This is a genomic window from Actinophytocola sp. (assembly GCF_035634895.1).
GTDB lineage: Bacteria > Actinomycetota > Actinomycetes > Mycobacteriales > Pseudonocardiaceae > Actinophytocola.
This window is the reverse complement of sequence record NZ_DASQCC010000275.1, coordinates 1-14,069: the sequence shown is the minus strand read 5'-3', so window position 1 is coordinate 14,069 and position 14,069 is coordinate 1. Positions and strand designations below refer to the sequence as shown.

Annotated in this window: 14 protein-coding genes; 7 read left to right on the top strand and 7 right to left on the bottom strand. The window is 70.5% G+C overall.

Going from position 1 to position 14,069, the window contains the following annotated elements; all coding sequences use genetic code 11:
• Positions 1 to 31 precede the first annotated feature (31 nt).
• The 3 genes from VET29_RS42325 (at position 32) to VET29_RS42315 (ending at position 2,647) form a co-directional block, all read left to right on the top strand.
• On the top strand, positions 32 to 442 hold the full coding sequence (locus VET29_RS42325) for a DUF485 domain-containing protein (protein ID WP_324932641.1): 411 nt from the start codon (positions 32 to 34) through the stop codon (positions 440 to 442).
• 2 nt (positions 443 to 444) lie between these two features.
• Positions 445 to 2,019: a cation acetate symporter gene (locus VET29_RS42320; RefSeq protein WP_324932638.1), complete on the top strand. Its 1,575-nt coding sequence runs from the start codon at positions 445 to 447 to the stop codon at positions 2,017 to 2,019.
• Positions 2,020 to 2,131: 112 nt separating this feature from the next.
• Positions 2,132 to 2,647 carry a DUF3455 domain-containing protein gene (locus tag VET29_RS42315; RefSeq protein ID WP_324932635.1) on the top strand — a complete coding sequence of 172 codons (516 nt, stop codon included), beginning with the start codon at positions 2,132 to 2,134 and terminating at the stop codon, positions 2,645 to 2,647.
• A 64-nt stretch (positions 2,648 to 2,711) separates the two neighbouring features.
• Here VET29_RS42315 and VET29_RS42310 read toward each other — a convergent pair whose 3' ends face one another.
• The 3 genes from VET29_RS42310 to VET29_RS42300 form a co-directional block, all read right to left on the bottom strand.
• Positions 2,712 to 3,407: a class F sortase gene (locus VET29_RS42310; RefSeq protein WP_324932632.1), complete on the bottom strand. Its 696-nt coding sequence runs from the start codon at positions 3,405 to 3,407 to the stop codon at positions 2,712 to 2,714.
• Positions 3,408 to 3,409: 2 nt separating this feature from the next.
• Positions 3,410 to 4,501 (bottom strand): hypothetical protein, encoded by a 1,092-nt coding sequence (locus VET29_RS42305; RefSeq protein WP_324932629.1) that lies wholly within the window; start codon positions 4,499 to 4,501, stop codon positions 3,410 to 3,412.
• A gap of 136 nt (positions 4,502 to 4,637) precedes the next feature.
• The gene (locus VET29_RS42300) at positions 4,638 to 5,057 is read right to left on the bottom strand and encodes a MarR family winged helix-turn-helix transcriptional regulator (RefSeq protein ID WP_324932626.1); all 420 of its coding nucleotides are present in this window, start codon (positions 5,055 to 5,057) and stop codon (positions 4,638 to 4,640) included.
• A 145-nt stretch (positions 5,058 to 5,202) separates the two neighbouring features.
• Between VET29_RS42300 and VET29_RS42295 the strand changes: the two genes are divergently transcribed.
• Positions 5,203 to 6,129, top strand: a complete 927-nt coding sequence (locus VET29_RS42295; protein ID WP_324932623.1) for a LysR family transcriptional regulator — start codon at positions 5,203 to 5,205, stop codon at positions 6,127 to 6,129.
• Between the two features lie 28 nt (positions 6,130 to 6,157).
• Here the strand turns inward: VET29_RS42295 and VET29_RS42290 are convergent, their stop codons facing one another.
• Both VET29_RS42290 and VET29_RS42285 read right to left on the bottom strand, forming a co-directional pair.
• Complete coding sequence (locus tag VET29_RS42290) at positions 6,158 to 6,343, bottom strand: DUF397 domain-containing protein (protein ID WP_324932620.1); 186 nt, start codon at positions 6,341 to 6,343, stop codon at positions 6,158 to 6,160.
• Entirely contained in the window at positions 6,340 to 7,185 is an 846-nt protein-coding gene (locus VET29_RS42285; RefSeq protein WP_324932617.1) for a helix-turn-helix transcriptional regulator, read from the bottom strand. Before VET29_RS42285 ends, VET29_RS42290 begins: the two co-directional genes overlap by 4 nt.
• A 115-nt stretch (positions 7,186 to 7,300) precedes the next feature.
• Here VET29_RS42285 and VET29_RS42280 point away from each other — a divergent pair, with 115 nt between their 5' ends.
• Both VET29_RS42280 and VET29_RS42275 read left to right on the top strand, forming a co-directional pair.
• Positions 7,301 to 7,477 carry a hypothetical protein gene (locus VET29_RS42280; RefSeq protein ID WP_324932614.1) on the top strand — a complete coding sequence of 59 codons (177 nt, stop codon included), beginning with the start codon at positions 7,301 to 7,303 and terminating at the stop codon, positions 7,475 to 7,477.
• Positions 7,477 to 7,749, top strand: coding sequence for a hypothetical protein (locus VET29_RS42275; RefSeq protein WP_324932611.1), 273 nt, complete (start codon positions 7,477 to 7,479; stop codon positions 7,747 to 7,749). Before VET29_RS42280 ends, VET29_RS42275 begins: the two co-directional genes overlap by 1 nt.
• 37 nt (positions 7,750 to 7,786) lie before the next feature.
• Here the strand turns inward: VET29_RS42275 and VET29_RS42270 are convergent, their stop codons facing one another.
• Positions 7,787 to 8,770, bottom strand: a complete 984-nt coding sequence (locus VET29_RS42270) for a FecCD family ABC transporter permease (RefSeq protein WP_324932609.1) — start codon at positions 8,768 to 8,770, stop codon at positions 7,787 to 7,789.
• A gap of 109 nt (positions 8,771 to 8,879) precedes the next feature.
• The gene (locus tag VET29_RS42265) at positions 8,880 to 9,899 is read right to left on the bottom strand and encodes a FecCD family ABC transporter permease (RefSeq protein ID WP_324932606.1); all 1,020 of its coding nucleotides are present in this window, start codon (positions 9,897 to 9,899) and stop codon (positions 8,880 to 8,882) included.
• A 108-nt stretch (positions 9,900 to 10,007) separates the two neighbouring features.
• Between VET29_RS42265 and VET29_RS42260 the strand changes: the two genes are divergently transcribed.
• On the top strand, positions 10,008 to 14,069 hold a 4,062-nt coding region (locus tag VET29_RS42260; RefSeq protein ID WP_414636758.1), incomplete at its 3' end, for an amino acid adenylation domain-containing protein.

Here is a 14,069-nt window from a genome sequence, read left to right as displayed (position 1 = left end):
CTTTCGCAAGCTTCGTTGGAAGGGAATCCCCATGACCCAAGCGTCGGCGTTCACGCATGCGCCGGAGCCGGAGAAATACGTTGCCTTCGAGCCGGCGGTAAACGATTTCTCGACGGGGTTCGGTCCGGACGAGAATGCGAAGCCGAGCTACGCGGCGATTCGGGAGCACCCCGACTTCGTGCGGGTCCGCCGCCGGCTCACCCGGTTCATCTTCCCCGTGAGCGTGCTGTTCTTCGTCTGGTACATGACCTACGTGCTGCTCGCGGCCTATGCGCACGACTTCATGGCCCGGCGTGCGCTCGGCAGTGTCACGGTCGGACTGCTGCTCGGACTGTCCCAGTTCGTCACCACGGTCGTGATCATGCTGTGGTACGCGCGGTTCACCAGGACAAAGGTGGATCCGGAGATCGACAGACTGCGCCGGTTCGCCGGGGAGGACTGAGCATGGACGGCGAGCCGCTACTCAACATCGGCATCTTCGTCGCGATCGTCGCGGTGACCCTCTTCGTGGTGTACCGGGTGAGCAGCCGGAACACCACCACCGCCGACTACTACGCGGCCGGCGGTGCTTTCACCGGGGTGCAGAACGGCATCGCGCTGTCCGGTGACTACCTTTCCGCGGCGTCGTTCCTCGGCATCGCCGGCGCCATCGCGGTACACGGCTACGACGGCTTTCTTTACTCGATCGGCTTCCTGGTCGCGTGGCTCCTCCCGCTGCTGCTGATCGCCGAGCGCTTCCGCAACGTAGGCCGGTTCACGATGGGTGACGTGGTCGCCTTCCGGATGCGGCAGCGGCCCCTCCGCGCGGCCGCGGCCAACTCGACCCTGGTGATCTCGGCGTTCTACCTGCTCGCCCAGATGGCCGGCGCGGGCGTGCTGATCTCGTTGCTGCTGGATGTCCGGTCCAGCGGTGGTCAGGCCCTGGTCATCGTCGCCGTCGGCGCGGTCATGATCTTCTACGTGCTGGTCGGCGGGATGAAGGGCACCACCTGGGTGCAGATCATCAAGGCCAGCCTGCTGCTCGTCTGCGTGCTCCTGCTGACCGTGTTCCTGCTGGGCAAGTTCGGGTTCAGCCTGTCCGACCTGCTCAACCGGGCCGCCGGCAACAACGCCCTCGGCGACCAGATGCTCCAGCCGGGCGCGCAGTACGGCAAGTCGGAGACCAGCAAGCTGGACTTCGTGTCGCTGTCGCTCGCGCTGGTGCTCGGCGCGGGCGCGCTGCCCCACGTGCTCATGCGCTTCTACACCGTGCCCGACGCGCTGCAGGCCCGGCGCTCGGTGCTGTCGGCGACCTGGGCGATGGTGCTGTTCTACGGCTGCACGCTGGTCATCGGCTACGGCGCGAGCGCGGTGGTCGGTTCGAAGACGATCATGTCCGCGCCGGGCAAGGAGAACTCGGCGGTGCCGCTGCTGGCGTTCTCGGTCGGCGGGTCCGTGCTGCTGGCGATCGTGGCGGCGGTCGCGTTCACCACGATCCTCGCGGTGGTGGCGGGGCTGACGCTGACCGCGTCCGCGTCCTTCGCCCACGACGTCTACGCGAACGTGCTCAAGCACGGCCGGCCGGCGCCGGGCTCGGAGCTGCGGGTCGCGCGGATGACCGCGGTGGTCATCGGCCTGCTGTCGATCGTGGGCGGCTACCTGGCGATCGGGCAGAACGTGGCGTCGCTGGTGGCGCTGGCGTTCGCGCTGGCGGCGTCGGCGAACCTGCCGACGATCCTGTACACGCTGTTCTGGCGGCGGTTCAACACGACCGGGTCGCTGTTCTCGATGTACGGCGGGCTGGGGTCGTGCCTGCTCCTGATCGTGTTCTCGCCGGTGTTCTCCGGCGGTGCGACCTCGTTCGTCAAGGGTGTGGATTTCCACCTGTTCCCACTGAACAACCCGGGAATTGTTTCCATCCCACTGTCGTTTCTCCTCGGATTCCTCGGCACCGTGCTGAGCCGGGACCGCGCGGACGAGGAACGCTCCGACGAGCTGGAAGTCCGCTCGGTGACCGGCATCGGCGCGTCCACGAGCTGAATTCTGGGCAACGAACGCGTAACGACGTGAACGCGCCCGCGATGCGTACTCGTGATTGCGACGTGACGGCAAAACGCCGGCACGTGAGTCCAGAACCTGGAGTGCGTACAACATGAGTCGAGTCATGGTGAGCCTGGCCGTCGCCGCGCTGGTGGCGGTCGGCATCGGGGGAGCGGCCAGTACGGCCGGTGCGGCGACGACGCACCGCGACCCGGTCCCCGAGGCGATCAAGGTGCCCGACGGCAACAAGCGCACCGCCGTCATGCCGGCGGAGGGCGTGCAGACCTACCAGTGCACCGCCGGCGCGTGGGTCTTCCTCCAGCCGGACGCCATCCTGCGCAACCGGGGGCGCGCCGAGGTGCTCCACTCGAAGGGTCCGGTGTGGACCTCGACGCGGGACGGCAGCTCCGTCACGGCCTCCGCGCAGGCCAACTCCCCGGTGCCGGACGCGATCCCGCAGCTGCTGCTGAAGTCCACCGGCAACCGCGGCCCGGGCATCTTCGCCGACGTCACCTACATCCAGCGCCTGAACACCACCGGCGGCGTCGCCCCGGCCGGCACCTGTACCGATGGCACCACCGTGTCGGTCCCCTACACCGCGGACTACGCCTTCTGGGTGGCCGCGTGACCCACGCGTGATTCGTGTGCGCTCCCAAAGCTGGTCACCGGGAGCGCACACGAGTTCCGCGGCATCAGACCGGTGACGCGATGACGACCCGGTTCTCCTCGTAGCCTTCCGCCCCGCCGACCCAACGGCCGCCGCAGGTCACCAGTACCAGGCGGTGCTCGCCGTCCTGGCCGAATAGCTCCTGCGCGCGGCTCGGCAACTGGTCCTTGTGGACGGTCTCCACCTGCCGCACCTGGAACCGGTACGACTTGCCGTCCTTGTCCATCACCGTCACGACGTCGCCGGCCTTCGACTGCCACAGCTCGGCGAACGGCCCGGTCGCGCCGTGCCAGTTCACGTGCCCGGCGAGCACGGTCGCCCCGTTCCGCGCGTCGAGGGTCGCACCCCACCACGCGGCCTGCCGGACGCCTTCGGGCACGGGCAGCACGCCGTTCACGACGTCCATGGGCACCAACGTGGCCGTCCCACCGCGAACGAGCCGCACCGTGTTGTTCGGCTGCGCCTTCTCGGGCCGGGTGGCCGGAGTCTCGGTCGTGGCGGGGGGAGGTGTGGTCGTCGTCGGCGGCGGCGACTGGCGGGGCGTCGGCTTGGCGGCGACGAGCGCCCGCTTCACGCCCTCGGCCGCGGCCGTCGGCGAGCCGGCGACCGAGTCCGGCCCCGCGCCGGCCGCGATCGCCGTCGCGAGCAGCACCGCGCCCGCGGCGGCCGGCACCGCGGCACGCCGCAACCCGCGGCGTCGCCTCCGGTGCCGGCCCGCCACGCTCAGACCCGCTCGCGCCTGCGCAGCACCAGCTGCCACAGCACCAGCCCGGCCAGCACGAGCGCGCCGAGGAGCCCGGCGATCGCGCCGCCCGACAGGGTGCTGCTCATCGCGGCCTGCGCGACCGGCGCGTCCGGCGAGCCACCGGCCGGGATCTGGCTCGGCAGCTGCGGCGTGGTGGTCGTCGGCGGCGGTGACGCGGACGCCTGGCCCGACGCGGCCAGCTGCTTCTCCCCGCCGGTGCTGACGATGCGCTGGGCGTCGAGCTGCACGGCCTGCTGGACCGTCGGCACCTCGGCCGGCGACGCGAGCTTGATGTCGATCTTCGGGGACGTGTCGGTCGGCGTCACCTTCAGCACGAAGTCTGACGTGCCGGTGGTGATGGTGCCCGTGGTGACCGGTTTTCCCGCCGCGTCAGGGAAAGTGGCGCCGGTGGCGGTGACCGTCACCGGCACGTTCGGGACGACCTTGCCCGCCGCGTTCTTGATCGAGATGCCCCAGTCGGCCGTGGCGCCGATGGTCAGCGGCACGGTCGGCGCGACCACCGTGGCCGTCCACGGCCCGCGGTTCGTGGCGGCGTCGGCGGTCAGGGTCTGCACGGCCGCCTGCGCGCTCGCGGGCAGCTTGGCCAGGTGGAACGGCGCGTCGTAGGCGATGTGCCGGAAGTCGTTCGTCGGGGCCAGCTGGTCCGGGGACTGCGGCCCCGCCGTCCAGGTGTGCAGCAGGTGCGCGAGCGCCGCGGCCTCGTCGGGTTTCTTCGTGTCGCCGTAACGCAGCAACAGGTAGGAGATGTCGGCGGCGACGTCCGGCGGGAGCGGGGTGTCCCACTTGGTCCGCAGCGGCGTGCCCGGCTGGTACAGCTCGTCGCTGTCCGGCGCGAGGTAGGCGAACTGCACGCAGAAGACCTGTTTTCCGTTCACCACATAGGAACCGAGCCAGTCGGCGGCGTCGGGGTTGCCCTTGTACGGCTGGGCCGGGCTGGTCGCGATCCCGATGCCCTGCTGCACGGTCGCGTCCGCGACCGGCGCGCCGGCTAAGGCGAACCCGGCAACCAGCAGGCCGGCTGTCAGTCCCGCGCGCAAACGTCTGGACATGCGTCATCCCCAATCGCCGCCAATGGGCTCGTGGGAAGCCTTCTGGATCGACCCCCGCCAGGACAAGCCGCCACCAGAGGGGTGCGGTTAACCCAGCTATACGAACGAAAACGCGGGCCTGATCACGCAGCGCTACCTACTGCATCATCCGGCCTACGGCGTCGGCCAGATGGTCCCGGTCCGGGACGGGAAGCTTGCCGGCCAGCAGGTTCAACTGGGCGACGACCTCGGCGTGGCACCCCACCGCCAGCTCGCGCCCCTCATCGGTCAGCTCGGCGTAGGTCACCCGGCGGTCGTGCGCGTCGCGTGTGCGGACGACGAGCCCGCGCTGCTCCAGCCGGTCGACGAGGTTGCTGACGTTGGACTTCTCGAGCTGTAGCAGGCGGCCCAGCTCGGACATGCCGACGTCGCCGTAGGCGTTGATGGCGCACAGGAGGCGCACCTGCTGCTGGCTGAGCCGGTGCGCCCGGCCGACCTCGGTGAACAGGTGCAGCACCTGGTGGGCCAGGCCGACCAGCGCGACCGCCAGCCGCTCGTCCGTGCGTGTGTCGCTCATCGTGCCCCGATGGTATACGACGTGAACTTAACGGCGACCCGGCCGTAGAGAGGTCGGCCGGGTCACCGACCTCATTGTGCCTCGAAACCGTGCCTCGAAACCGTGCCTCGAAACCGTGCCTCGAAGTCGAAGCTACTGTCCCGGTGTGGAACTGGACCTTGGCGCGGTTCGCGCGTTCGTGGCCGTGGCGGACGAGCTGCACTTCGGCGCGGCGGCGGACCGGCTGGGCCTGACGCAGCAGGCGGTGTCCAAGCGGGTCGCGAAGCTGGAGGCGGCCCTCGGCGCCACGCTGCTGGACCGCGCCCCCACCGGCACGGTGCCGACGAAGGACGGCGCGACGTTCCTCCCGCACGCTAGAGCACTGGTGGCACTGGCCGACCAGGCGAAGGCGGCGGTGCGGACCGGCCCCCTGCGGGTGGACGTGCTGGGCACCCGCCTGGCGACCACGGAGCTGATCAGGGCGTTCCACGAGACGAACGACGACGTGGAGATCCACATAGTGACCGGCGGCACGGGCGGCCGGACGGCCAGGGAGGCGCTCCTCCGCGGCACGATCGACGCCGCGTTCGCCCGGGTGGCGGGGGAGTTGGCCCCACAGCTGGCGCACACCCCCGCCTGCCTGGACCCGCACCAGCTCGTCTGCGGTCGCGGACACCCGCTGGCCACCCGCCCCGAGGTCCGCCTGGCGGAGCTGACGGACTCGGTCACCTGGCTGCCCGGCTACAACCCGGACACCGAATGGGCGGACCTGTACGAGGAGATGCGGCGTGAGTTCCCACTGACGATCGACACCGGAGGCCCGAACTTCGGCCTGGACCACCTCCTGGACACCGTGGCGGCATCGGAGAACCGCCACTTCTTCGGCGGCGAGTTCATGCGAATCCCTTGGCACGCGGGGATCGTGCGCATCCCCATCGTCGACCCGACGCCGGTCTACCCGTGGTCGATGGTGTGGCACCGCGACAACCGTCACCCGGCGCTGCCGAGGCTGATCGAGTACGTCGAGACCACCTACGAGCCCTACGACCCCACCAGACACTGGCTTCCGCGGGCCGATCGCCAGGTGATGTGAGGAGAACCGAGGCGCCGGCGCTCCCCGCTCAGCTGGTCGGCTGGTCGAGGTGACCGTTCTTGACCGCGGTGAGCAGGGGGAGGGTGTCGACGGTGAGTGTGGGCCCGGCGGGGTTCTTGCTGTCCCGCACCGCGTCGCCGGTGTGTGCCAGCTCGACGCAGGTGTCCTGCGCGTCGCTGAGTCTGGACTTGCGCCACCGGGTGGCCGTGGTCATGTTGTCTCCATTGCCTTCGCGATTTCCTTGGCCATCTGCAGTGACCGTTCCGGACCAAGGGCCATTCGTTGGATTTCCGCCGGTGCGGAGAGGTATGCCGCCACGCTCTCCCGGTCCCAGATGAAGGCACTCGTGCGATGGTGTTCCAGCAGCACGATGGGTGGCGCCGTCAGGAACTCGAACATCACGAACGGGCCGGCGAGCATCGGGTGGTAGCCAGGCGCCGTGCTCGGCACGATCTGGATGGTCACGTTCGGCAGCTCGCCCATCTTCGCCAGATGGTCGAGCTGGTCGGCCATCACCTCCGGCGAGCCGACCGGCCGGACCAGCGCCTCGGAGTCGATCAGGGCCAGGAAGTTCACGGGGTTCCGCCGGCGGGTGATCACGTCGCGGCGGCCGGCTCGCAGCGCCACCTTCGTGTCCACGTCCGGGTCGTCCTCGCCGAGTACCGCTCGGGCGTACTCGCTGGTCTGCAGGAGACCTGGGATGAGCAACGGCTGGACATGGGTGATCCGGGTGGCGGTGCGTTCCAGCTCTATCAGCCTGGTCAGGCGTTGGCCGATGTTGGTCGATCCCGTAGTCAGCTCGCCGGGGCCATCAGCCTTGCGCCGCAACCCGATGATGCGTTCCCGCTCGTCATCGGTGACGCTGAGTGCATCCAGTAGAGCGGTCAACCGCTCCAGTGGTACGAGGCGCTTACCAGTCTCCCAGAAGGAAATGTTCGCGTTCGACACGCCCGCGCGTTCGGCCATGACTCTCGTGTTCAGGCCGGCATCCTTGCGTAGTCGCCGGAGTTCCGTGCCCAGGTCGCGTGATTCCGCGGTGCCACTGATAACTGCCACGTAGCAATTCTAGATGTGCAAATGGGTGGCAACGCAATCGCTCGATAGGGGCATTGTGCGAATGAACACGTAGCACTCAGAATTGCCGGTAATCAGAACGTACTGGAGGTGGGCCGTGGGTAGCTGGGCCGTCCTCGACCTCTTCGTCGCGGAGTCCCTTCCGGACGGTCGGGTGTCGTTGCGCATCACGTCGCCGGAGCCCGTCGCGGTCACCGCCGAGGTGGCCGAGCACATCCGCCTCGCCATCGGTGCGGCCATCGGGTCCGCGCGCCGACACGAAGGAGAACTCTGATGTACGGCAGGCTTTTCACGCTCGCGAGCGCGGCCGACCACAACCTGGTCTTCGCGTGGGGCATGGAGATCATCGAGGTCGACGACCGCGCCGCCGTCCTCTACCGCCGCGATCCGGTCAGCCGTCGGACCGCACACTCCGTCCACGAGTCCGCCCGGGCCGCGCTGGCCCGTTTCGACAACCGTCCCGCGCCGATGGAGCTCGTCTGGATGGATATGCCCGACCATATCGGAATTCTGTGGGATCTTTTCGACATCAAAGCGCTCAACTGAACTCGGTGTTTACCGCGGAGCCGCGGAATGTGGACGATTATCGCCGGGTCAGCAACCACAGCAGAACGGGTGCGCCGAGCGCTCCCGTCACCACGCCGACCGGAAGCTGAGCGGACGGCAGGATGTGCCGGCCGACCACGTCGGCGGCCAGGATCACCGCCGAGCCCGTCAGCCCGGACACGAGCACCGGCGGCCACGCCATTCCCGTCAACCGCTGCGCGATCTGCGGTGCCACCAATGCCACGAACAGCACCGGGCCGGCCGACGCCGTCGCGAACGCCGCCATCCCGACCCCGGTCACCAGCAACGCCAGGTGCGCCGCCCGCACCGGCGTGCCCAGCCCGAGCGCGACCTCGTCCCCCAACTGCAGTTGCCGCGCCCACGGGCCGAGGAACACCGCGACCGGGGTCAACACCGCCAGCACGATCGCCAGCGGCTGGACCTGCGACCAGTCCCGGTCGTTCAGGCTGCCCACCAGCCACCCCATGGCCCGCTGTGCCTCGAAGACCTGCGCCTTGGTCATCAGGAAGTCGGTGATGCTCGCACACATCGCGGCCACCCCGACCCCGACCAGGATGAACCGGTACCCGGTCGTCCCGCGCCGCCAGGACAGGACGTACACGAGCAGCCCGGCGCCCAACCCGCCGATGACTCCGAGCACCGTCGCGGAGCCGAACCCGAACGTGATCCCCGCGACGACCAGCGCCGCCGCCCCCGCGTTGACGCCCACGATGTCCGGGCTGGCAAGCGGGTTGCGGGTCACCGTCTGGAAGATCGCCCCCGCCATGCCGAACGCCAGCCCCGCCAGCAACCCGGCCAGCGCCCGCGGCAACCGCAGGTCCCGCACGATGTACACCGCGCCGGGGTCACCCGCACCGAACATCGCCCGCACGACCCCCGGCAGGCTGATGGGAAAGCTGCCGATGGTCATGCCGTAGCAGAACGGCGCCAGCGTCACGACCAGGAGCGCGGCGCCGACGAGGATCATCCGCGGCCGCAGCACCCCGGAAACCGGACCCACCTGAAACGTGGTCCGCCCATGCGCACGAGTCAGCATCACCACGCCACCACCCGAACCACGTGTCGGGAAGGGCCACCGGCCGGCCGTGTGCCCCTCGCGAGTGGGGCCGTCACAGCTCCGCCAGACGTCGGCGCCGGCGGACCAGCGCGATGAAGAACGGCGCCCCGATCAGCGCCACCACGATGCCCACCTGCGTCTCCGCCGGTCTCGTCACCACCCGCCCGACGATGTCCGCGACCAGCAGCAGGCACGGCGACAGCACCATCGAGTACGGCAGCAGCCACCGGTGGTCCGGCCCGGTGACGAACCGCGCGATGTGCGGGATCACCAACCCGATGAACATGATCGGCCCGGCCACCGCGACCGCCCCGCCGGTCAGCAGCGTCACCGCCACCACCCCCTGCGCACGCACGAGCCCCAGCCGCCGCCCGAGCGCCTTCGCCGTGTCGTCGCCGAGTGCCATGCTGTTCAGCGCCGGCGCGGCGGCCAGCGCCAGCACGGCTCCCACCACCAGGAACGGCGCCACCCGCACCAGCGACCCGGACACCGGCCCCGCCAGCGACCCGGCCGACCAGAACCGGTACCGGTTCAGCGCCACCGGGTCCGTCAGCACCAACGCGCTCGTGAACGACGTCAGCAACGCCGTCACCGCCACCCCGGCCAGCGCCAGCCGCACCGGCGATGCCTCCGTCCGCCCCCGGTTCCCCAGCACGTACACCACCACGCTCGCCCCCAGCGCCCCGGCGAACGCGAACCAGATGTAGCTGTACAGCGACGTCACGCCCAGCACCGCGATGGCGAACACGATCGAGAACGCCGCCCCCGCGTTGACCCCCAGCAGCCCCGGCTCGGCCAGCGGGTTACGCGTCAGCGCCTGCATCAGGGCGCCGGCCAGCCCGAGCGCGGCCCCGACCGCCACCGCCAGCAGCGTCCTCGGGATCCGGACGCTGTGGATGACCACCGCGTCCGCCGACCCGTCGTCGCGCCACAGCACCTGCCACACGGCCGTGACGCTGATCTCCTTCGAGCCCAGCCAGATGCTCAGCAGGCACAGCACGACCAGCGCGAGCACGGCCACGAGCAGGCCCAGCGCCTGTAAAGGCACCCGCTTGGCGCCGTCAGTTCCCACGCAGTGAAACCTAGCATTAGGGCTTCCTAACCTAAGTGTTGTTAGGCTGCCCTAAGTCATCGGTTCGGAAGTCGGGGAGGCGTGGCGCGCGTGTCTGGTCGCGAAGCGGTGGAGGAAACCGCGACAACCCACCTTGACCTGGCCGAGCCGTACGACGACCAGACGCTCCGGACGGCCGTCGCGGTGCTCCTGGCCCGGTTCACCGGCGTCACCGGCGTGCTCGGCGACGACCCCGGCTTCGCGACGGCCCGAGACCGGGTCGCCGGATCGCCGGACGACTCGATCACCACGTCACTCGACGGCACGCGGCTGTCCGTGACCTACCGCCCGGACCAGCTCGACGCGGCCCTCCTCGACCAGCTGCTCGGGCGCCTCGACACCCTCCTCGCCGACGCGCGGGCCCGGCCGGCCTGCCCGGTCAGCCGCCTCAACCTCCTGCGTGCCGACGAGCGCGACCAGATCCTCGTCGGCTGGAACGACACGGCACTGACGACCCCGCTCCGCACCGTGCCGGACCTGTTCGCCGAGCAGGTCCGCCGCGACCCGACCGCCGTCGCCGTCGTCTGCGAGGACCGGTCGCTCACCTACGCCGAGCTGGACGAGCGCGCGAACCGCCTGGCGCACCTGCTGATCGCCCAGGGCGCCGGCCCGGAACGCGTCGTGGCGCTGTCGGTCCCGCGCTCGCCGGACATGATCGTGGCCGAGCTGGCGGTGCTCAAGGCGGGTGCCGCGTACCTCCCGCTCGACCCCGCCCTACCCGCCGAGCGCCGGGCGTTCATGCTCGCCGACGCCTCGCCGGTGTGCGTGGTCACGACCCTGGACGAGGACCGGCTCGCGGCCGCGTCGCCCGAGGACCCAGCCGTGCCCATCACGCCCGGCAACGCGGCGTACGTGATCTACACGTCCGGCTCGACGGGCCGTCCCAAGGGCGTCGTCGTGTCGCACTCCGGGGTCGCGAAGCTGGTGGCGACGCAGGTTGAGCGGTTCGGGGTGGGGCCGCGCAGCCGGGTGTTGCAGTTTGCGTCGCCGAGCTTCGACGTGGCGTTCTGGGATCTGTGTCTCGGGTTGCTGTCTGGCGGGCGGCTGGTGGTCGTGCCGGCGGAGCGGCGCGTGGCGGGCGAGGCGTTGACGTCGTACGTGCATGAGCACGGTGTCGACTTCATGATTCTGCCGCCCGCGTTGCTGGCCGAGCTGCCGCCGGATCTGGACCTCCCGCGTGACTCGGTGCTGCTGGCTGGTACCGAACGTGTGTCTCCCGAGCTGGTGGCGCGCTGGGCCCCGGGCCGGCGGATGTTCAACGCGTATGGTCCGACCGAGGCGACGGTGAACTCGACGCTCGGCGCGTGCGTGCCGGGCGGGTCCGTGGTGCCGATTGGTGTCCCGGACCCGGGCACGCGAGCGTATGTGTTGGATGGTGGGCTGAGTCCGGTGCCGCCGGGTGTGGTGGGGGAGTTGTACCTGGGTGGCTCGGGTCTGGCCCGGGGCTATCTCGGGCGGCCGTCGTTGACCGCGGAGCGGTTCGTGGCTGACCCGTTCGGGTCTGGTGGCCGTCTGTATCGCACGGGGGATCTGGTTCGTTGGTTGCCGGACGGTCGGCTGGTGTTCCTGGGTCGTGCGGACGATCAGGTCAAGATTCGCGGCTACCGCATCGAGCTGGGTGAGATCGAGGCCGTGCTGACCGAGCACCCTTCGGTGGCGCAGTCGGTGGTCGTCGCGCGGGACGGTCGGTTGGTCGCGTACGCGGCGGTGGTGGCGGGCCGCGACGCGGCGGCGGAGGAGGCACACGTCGGCGAGTGGCGGGAGCTGCACGAGGACGTGTTCACCGGCAGGGGTGGCCTGGAGGAGAACTTCGTCGGCTGGAACTCCAGCTACGACGGCTCCCCGATCCCGCTCGCCGAGATGCGGGAGTGGCATGCCGCGACCATCGACCGGATCATGGCCCTGCGACCGGAACGCGTCTTCGAGATCGGGGTGGGCAGCGGCCTGATCCTGTCCCGGGTGGCGCCGCACGTCGAGGCGTACTGGGGCGTGGACCTCTCGGAGCGGGCGGTCGAGAACCTGCTGCGCGAGGTCGGCCACGAGCCACGCATCCACCTGGAGTGCCGGCCGGCGCACGATCTCGGCTACGTGCCGGCGGGTTACTTCGACACGATCGTCATGAACTCCGTGGCGCAGTACTTCCCCAGCGTGGAGTACCTGGTCGACGTCGTCCGCAAGGCCTACGACCTGCTGGCCCCGGGCGGCCGGATCTTCCTGGGCGACATCCGGAACGCCCGCCTGCTGGCGATCTTCGCCGCCGCGACCGGCCGCAGCCACGAAGGCGAGCTGTTGGTGGACCCGGACTTCTTCGCGGCACTGGCGAAGCACCTGGGCGGAACCACCGACGTCGAGCTCAAACGCGGCAAGGCACACAACGAGCTGACCCGCTACCGCTACGACGCGGTCCTGCGCAAGTCGGCCCCGCCGCCGCCCGCCACCGAACACACGGCCGCCGATCTCGTTGCCGCCGAACAGCTCCTGCGCGAGGAGCGCCCCGAACGCCTGCGCGTCACGGCCATCCCCAACGGCCGCCTCGCCGGTGACGTCCCCGGTCTCACCGGCGTCGATCCCGAGGACCTGTTCACCCTCGCCGAGCGCACCGGCTACCAGGTCGCCGTCACCTGGTCCGCCACCGAGGACACCCTGGACGCCGTCTTCGCCGTCGAGGCCCCCGACCACGTCTACCGCCCCGGCAACGTCACCAGGTCCTGGTCCGCCTACGCCAACAACCCGTCCCGCGGCCGGGAGTCCGGCACGCTCGCCGCGACCCTCCGCGCCCACGCACGCGAACGCCTCCCCGAGTACATGGTCCCCGCCGCGTACGTCGTGCTCGACCGGTTGCCCGTGCTGGCCTCCGGCAAGGTCGACCGCCGCGCCCTGCCCGACCCGGAAGCGCAGGCCGCGCCCACCGGTCGCGCCCCACGCACCCCCGTCGAGCAGATGCTCTGCGAGATGTTCGCCGAGGTCCTCGGCCGCCCGTCGGTCGGTGCGGACGACGACTTCTTCGCACTCGGCGGCCATTCCCTGCTCGCCACCCGCCTGCTCCTCTGGATCCGCAAGGCTCTCGGCGCCGAGCTGTCGATCCGCGCCGTGTTCGACACCTCGACCCCGGCCGGCCTCGCCGAGCTGCTCGCCGGCACGGCGGCCGCCGAGGACCGCCCCGAGCTGGTCGCGGCCGACCGCCCCGACCGGGTCCCGCTTTCCTTCGCCCAGCAACGACTCTGGTTCCTGCACCGGCTCGAGGGCGGCTCCGCGACCTACAACGTCCCACTGGTGCTGAGGCTCACGGGCCGCGTCGACGAGACCGGGCTGCGGGCCGCGCTCAACGACGTGGTCGCGCGGCACGAGTCCCTCCGCACGGTCTTCCCGGCCGTGGACGGCGTGCCCTACCAGCACATCCTGGACTCGGCGACCGTCGAGCTGGTCACCAGGGACGACGGCTCGGTGGACGAGATCGTCCGGCGCGTCTTCGATCTGGAGAACGGCATCCCCGTCCGGGCGGAGCTGCTGCGGCTCGACGCCGAGCAGCACCTCCTCGTCCTGGTGTTCCACCACATCGCCGCCGACGGCTGGTCCATGGCCCCGCTCTGGCGAGACCTCGGCACCGCCTACGCGGCCCGCACGAAGGGTCGCGCCCCCGGCTGGGCGCCGCTGCCCGTCCAGTACGCGGACTACACGCTGTGGCAACGTGAGCTGGACACGGACGCCCAGCTGGACTACTGGCGCGAGGCGCTGGCCGGCCTGCCGGACCGCACCGAGCTGCCGACCGACCGCCCCCACCCCGCGGTCGCGTCCTACCGGGGCGGGTTCTTCACGTTCGACTGGGACGCCACCCTCCACGGAGGACTGGGCGAGCTGGCCCGCGACTGCGGCGCCAGCGTGTTCATGGTTGTGCACGCCGGCCTCACCGCCCTGCTGACCAGGCTCGGCGCGGGCACGGACGTCCCCGTCGGCACCCCGATCGCCGGCCGCACCGACCAGGCACTGGAGGACCTGGTCGGGTTCTTCGTGAACACGCTGGTGCTGCGGGTGAGTACGGACGGCGACCCGTCGTTCCGGGAGCTGGTCGGCCGGGTGCGTGAACGTGGCCTGGATGCCTACGCCCATCAGGACGTGCCGTTCGAGCGGCTC

What these genes read in the sequence shown, in the direction of transcription:
- VET29_RS42315 (WP_324932635.1), top strand. Translation starts at nt 2,132, where the DNA reads ATGAGTCGAGTCATGGTGAGCCTGGCCGTCGCCGCGCTGGTGGCGGTC.
- VET29_RS42275 (WP_324932611.1), top strand. Translation starts at nt 7,477, where the DNA reads ATGTACGGCAGGCTTTTCACGCTCGCGAGCGCGGCCGACCACAACCTG.
- VET29_RS42325 (WP_324932641.1), top strand. Translation starts at nt 32, where the DNA reads ATGACCCAAGCGTCGGCGTTCACGCATGCGCCGGAGCCGGAGAAATAC.
- VET29_RS42320 (WP_324932638.1), top strand. Translation starts at nt 445, where the DNA reads ATGGACGGCGAGCCGCTACTCAACATCGGCATCTTCGTCGCGATCGTC.
- VET29_RS42290 (WP_324932620.1), bottom strand. Translation starts at nt 6,343, where the DNA reads ATGACCACGGCCACCCGGTGGCGCAAGTCCAGACTCAGCGACGCGCAG.
- VET29_RS42305 (WP_324932629.1), bottom strand. Translation starts at nt 4,501, where the DNA reads ATGTCCAGACGTTTGCGCGCGGGACTGACAGCCGGCCTGCTGGTTGCC.
- VET29_RS42300 (WP_324932626.1), bottom strand. Translation starts at nt 5,057, where the DNA reads ATGAGCGACACACGCACGGACGAGCGGCTGGCGGTCGCGCTGGTCGGC.